The organism is Streptomyces sp. CO7 (assembly GCF_053474865.1).
Map to the genome: position 1 here is coordinate 1,168,098 of NZ_JBRIOU010000004.1, position 3,592 is coordinate 1,171,689.

The window sequence follows — 3,592 nt, forward strand, 5'->3', positions numbered from 1 at the left end:
GGCCTCACCCTCCCCCTCCGTCTCGGCGAGCAAGGCGAAGGAGGACGAGCCGCAGACGCCCACCCCGCTCCCCGAGGCCTCCGCCGCCCCGCGGGTCACCGGTACGCCGCTCACCGTCTCCACCCGCCCCTACGTGTGGGAGGACCCCTGCAGCCAGCACTACCTGGTGAACCGGCCGCCCGCCGAGATGGGCCCGCCGCCCACCGAGCCGGACGCGCCCGGGTGGGTGGCCGCCATGGGCGCCGTCTCCGCGCGCGACCAGATGGTCGCGCTGACCTTCCAGGCGAAGGGCGACCGGACCGTCGTCCTCGACGCGATCCACGTCCGCGTCCTCAGGTCCTCCGCCCCGCTGCCCTGGAACGACTACGCCATGGGCGTCGGCTGCGGCGGCAACGTCACCACCAAGTCCTTCGACGTGCGCCTCGACGACCCGCGCCCGGCCGCCCGGCCGCAGGGGGGCCAGGGCGCGTTCCCCTACAAGGTGAGCGCCGCCGAGCCCCTGGTCGTGTACGTCACCGCGCACGCCTCGGCCCACGACGTGAGCTGGGCGCTGGACCTGGAGTGGTCCAGCGGCGGCCGTTCGGGGACGGTCCGCGTCGACGACCACGGACGCCCGTTCCGCACCAGCGGCAACACCGGCCGCCCCCGGTACGAATATCCGCTGGGCGCCACCGCCTGGAACCGCCCCTCGCCTAGGGCCTGGCCTCCCCGGCCGCCTCGGCGAGTCCGTGACGGCGGCCGTCCCGCGCACCGCAGGCAGGCGGCAGTACCCACCTTTTTGTGGGTACTTGGCAGCGCGCACCGGTGAGGGCAGCCTTCTGCAGGGGGCGGTCGGAGTGCGGCACGGACGCGGGACGGGGGTGGCCGGGATCAGGAAGCCGTTGTCGCTTCGGCGAGCCTCTGCAGACGATGGTGCCCCCACTCGGAAAGGGGAGCGAGCGCCTCGGAGAGGTCTCGTCCGAAGCCGGTCAGGGAGTACTCGGTCTTCAGCGGCAGCACGTCGTGCACTTCCCGGTGCACCAGTCCGTCCGTCTCCATCTCACGCAGAGCCTGGGTCAGCACCTTTTCGCTGAGTCCCGGCAACCGCCGGCGCAGTTCGCCGGGCCGGTGCGGACCGGACTCCAGCAGCCAGAGCAGGGCGGTCTTCCACTTGCCGTCGATCACAGCGATGGCTGCGGTCACTCCACACACGTTCAGGTCCTGCGCACGACTGCGTGTCATCACCACGTCTCCTGTCTCTCACGGTCACCTACAAGGGAGTGAAGCATCTCCATGCTCATCAGGAACTCCGCGAAGTCTGCCGTCACCGTGCTCGGCCTGGGGCCGATGGGCCGGTCCCTGGCCGGCGCCTTCCTCGACGCGGGGGTGCGGACCACCGTCTGGAACCGCACACCCGGCAAGGACCACGAGCTGGTCGCACGGGGAGCGGTCAGCGCCTCCTCCGCGGAGGAGGCGGTCCGCGCGAGCGGGACGACCGTCATCTGCGTGGTCGACTACGACGCGGCGGACTCCGTCCTGCGACACCGCGCGGTGACCGAAGGTCTCAGGGGGCGCACGGTCGTCAACCTGACCGCCGACACCCCGGTCCGGGCACGGCGCACCGCCGACTGGGCCGCCGCGCACGGCATCCGCTACCTGGACGGTGCGATCATGACGCCGACCACCACCATCGGGACACCCGCCGCCGTGTTCCTCCACAGCGGCCCCGCGGAGCTGTACCAGGAGCTCAAGCCCGTGCTGGACGCGCTGGGCGGCACCCACACCCACCTCGGCGACGAGATCGGCCGGGCGGCCGCGTACGACATCGCCCTGCTCGACACCTTCTGGACCGCCATGGCGGGTTACGCCCACGCTCTGGCGGTGGCGCGCGCGGAAGGCGTCGGCGCGCGGGAACTGGCACCGTTCGCCCAGGGCATCGCCGCGATCCTGCCCGGGATCTTCGAGCAGGTGGCCGAAGATGTCGAGAAGGGCAGCTTCCCCGGCGAGGGCAACCCGCTCACCTCGGCCGTCTCGTCCATGGCCCACGTCGTCCAGACCTCCGAGGCCCACGGCATCGAGGCAGGGGTGATGCGCGCCGCCGAGGGCACGGCCCGCCGGTCCATCGGTCTCGGGCACGGCGCGGACGGCTTCAGCCGCACCGTCGAGATCCTCGAACGTGGCACAGCTTCGTCGACGCTGCCGCTTCGGGGGTAGGGACGGCTGCGGTCGCGACCCCGGGCGCGGAGGCCCGGGGTCGGGGTCGGGGTCGCGCTCCGCGGGACCCGGGACCGTGGTCCTGCGCTCCGCGGCCGGCGCCCCGTGGCGGTCGGGCCGTCACTCGCGCACCAGGCAGAACGGGTGCCCCACCGGGTCCGCGTAGACGCGCCAGCCGCGCCCCGGGTCGCCCGCCTCGAGCAGCGTGCCGCCCAGCTCCAGCACCCTCGCCTCGGCGGCGTCCAGGTCCGGGACGCCGAGGTCGAGGTGGTACTGCTGCGGGCGGGACGGGTCCGGCCAGGCGGGCGGCCGGAGGTCGGGGGCCTGCTGGAAGGCGAGGACCGGGCCGCCCGGCGTGTGCAGGGTGGACCACGCCTGGTCGGTGGACCAGCGGGGATCCTTGCGGTCCACCTCCCCGCCGAGCAGCTCCCGGTAGAAGGCCGCGAGTTCACGCGGTCGCGGGCAGTCGATGACGAAGCACTGCAGGGTCGCGATCATGCGACGAGCCTAGGGATCAGGCCGAGGTGAAGGCGAGCGAAATGCCGAGGGCGACGAGAACGGCGCCGATGGTCCGGTTCAACGGGACCTGACGCCTCAGCAGCCGCGTCCGCAGCGCCGGCGCCGACAGCACCCCCGCGACCAGGGAGAACCACACCAGGTGGGCGACCGAGATGAACAGGCCGTAGCCCGCCTGCCGCAGCAGCGGGGTGTCCGCGTGCACCACCTGTGTCCAGGTGGAGACGATGAACAGCATCGTCTTCGGGTTGAGCGCGTTGGTGAGGAACCCGGTGCGCAGGGCCGCGCCGGGCGACAGCGGCTCGCCCACCTCGCCCGAGGTGTCCACCTCGACCCGGGAGCGGAAGGTCTTCCAGCCGATCCACACCAGGTAGCAGGCGCCGGCGATCCGCACCACGGTGAACAGCGCCGGCGTCCCGGAGAGCAGCAGCCCGACGCCCAGCATGGTGTAGGAGACGTGGACCAGGACGCCCAGACCGATCCCCAGCGCGGCCAGCAGCCCCGCCGTGCGCCCGTACAGGTAGCTGTTGCGGACGATCATGGCGAAGTCGGCGCCCGGGCTGATCACCGCGAGCACGGTGATGACGGCCACGGCCAGCACCTCGGCCACCTGGCACCTCCGGGGAAGAACGGCCGCGAGCGGCCGGCGACGGCTGGGGAACGCGAGAAGACTACGGCGACCCCCCGGGGCGGCAGCGGCGCAGGGTGACTCCCGTGACCGACGACGGCGGGGGCACCTGCGCCCCCGCCCTCCCGGCGACGCGCGAGTCACCGGGACGTCACGCGGGACGCCGGGGACGCGGGAGGTGCGCGGGACTACCGCCCCCGCGACGGGGAAGGCGGGGGCGGGGAAGCACCGCGCCCCCGCACCCGGGACCCGGGG

General features: G+C 73.4%; 4 protein-coding genes and 1 pseudogene. 2 read left to right on the forward strand and 3 right to left on the reverse strand.

The annotated features are described in order from the left end of the window. A pseudogene (locus tag ACOV8S_RS18210) lies at nucleotides 1-808 on the forward strand (hypothetical protein); the annotation flags it as partial. A gap of 62 nt (nucleotides 809-870) precedes the next feature. Here ACOV8S_RS18210 and ACOV8S_RS18215 read toward each other — a convergent pair. Further along, the gene (locus tag ACOV8S_RS18215) at nucleotides 871-1,221 is read right to left on the reverse strand and encodes a winged helix-turn-helix transcriptional regulator (RefSeq protein WP_448318905.1); all 351 of its coding nucleotides are present in this window, start codon (nucleotides 1,219-1,221) and stop codon (nucleotides 871-873) included. 51 nt (nucleotides 1,222-1,272) lie between these two features. Here ACOV8S_RS18215 and ACOV8S_RS18220 point away from each other — a divergent pair, with 51 nt between their 5' ends. After that, complete coding sequence (locus ACOV8S_RS18220; RefSeq protein ID WP_448318827.1) at nucleotides 1,273-2,193, forward strand: NAD(P)-dependent oxidoreductase; 921 nt, start codon at nucleotides 1,273-1,275, stop codon at nucleotides 2,191-2,193. Nucleotides 2,194-2,313: 120 nt separating this feature from the next. Here the strand turns inward: ACOV8S_RS18220 and ACOV8S_RS18225 are convergent, their stop codons facing one another. Together ACOV8S_RS18225 and ACOV8S_RS18230 are read right to left on the reverse strand one after the other, a co-directional pair. Beyond that, a complete protein-coding gene (locus ACOV8S_RS18225; protein WP_448318828.1) occupies nucleotides 2,314-2,691 on the reverse strand; it encodes a VOC family protein in 378 nt (125 codons plus the stop codon). A 16-nt stretch (nucleotides 2,692-2,707) separates the two neighbouring features. Next, nucleotides 2,708-3,319 (reverse strand): LysE family translocator, encoded by a 612-nt coding sequence (locus tag ACOV8S_RS18230; protein WP_448318829.1) that lies wholly within the window; start codon nucleotides 3,317-3,319, stop codon nucleotides 2,708-2,710. Nucleotides 3,320-3,592: the final 273 nt, after the last annotated feature.

What these genes read in the sequence shown, in the direction of transcription:
- ACOV8S_RS18220 (WP_448318827.1), top strand. Translation starts at nt 1,273, where the DNA reads ATGCTCATCAGGAACTCCGCGAAGTCTGCCGTCACCGTGCTCGGCCTG.
- ACOV8S_RS18225 (WP_448318828.1), bottom strand. Translation starts at nt 2,691, where the DNA reads ATGATCGCGACCCTGCAGTGCTTCGTCATCGACTGCCCGCGACCGCGT.
- ACOV8S_RS18215 (WP_448318905.1), bottom strand. Translation starts at nt 1,221, where the DNA reads ATGACACGCAGTCGTGCGCAGGACCTGAACGTGTGTGGAGTGACCGCA.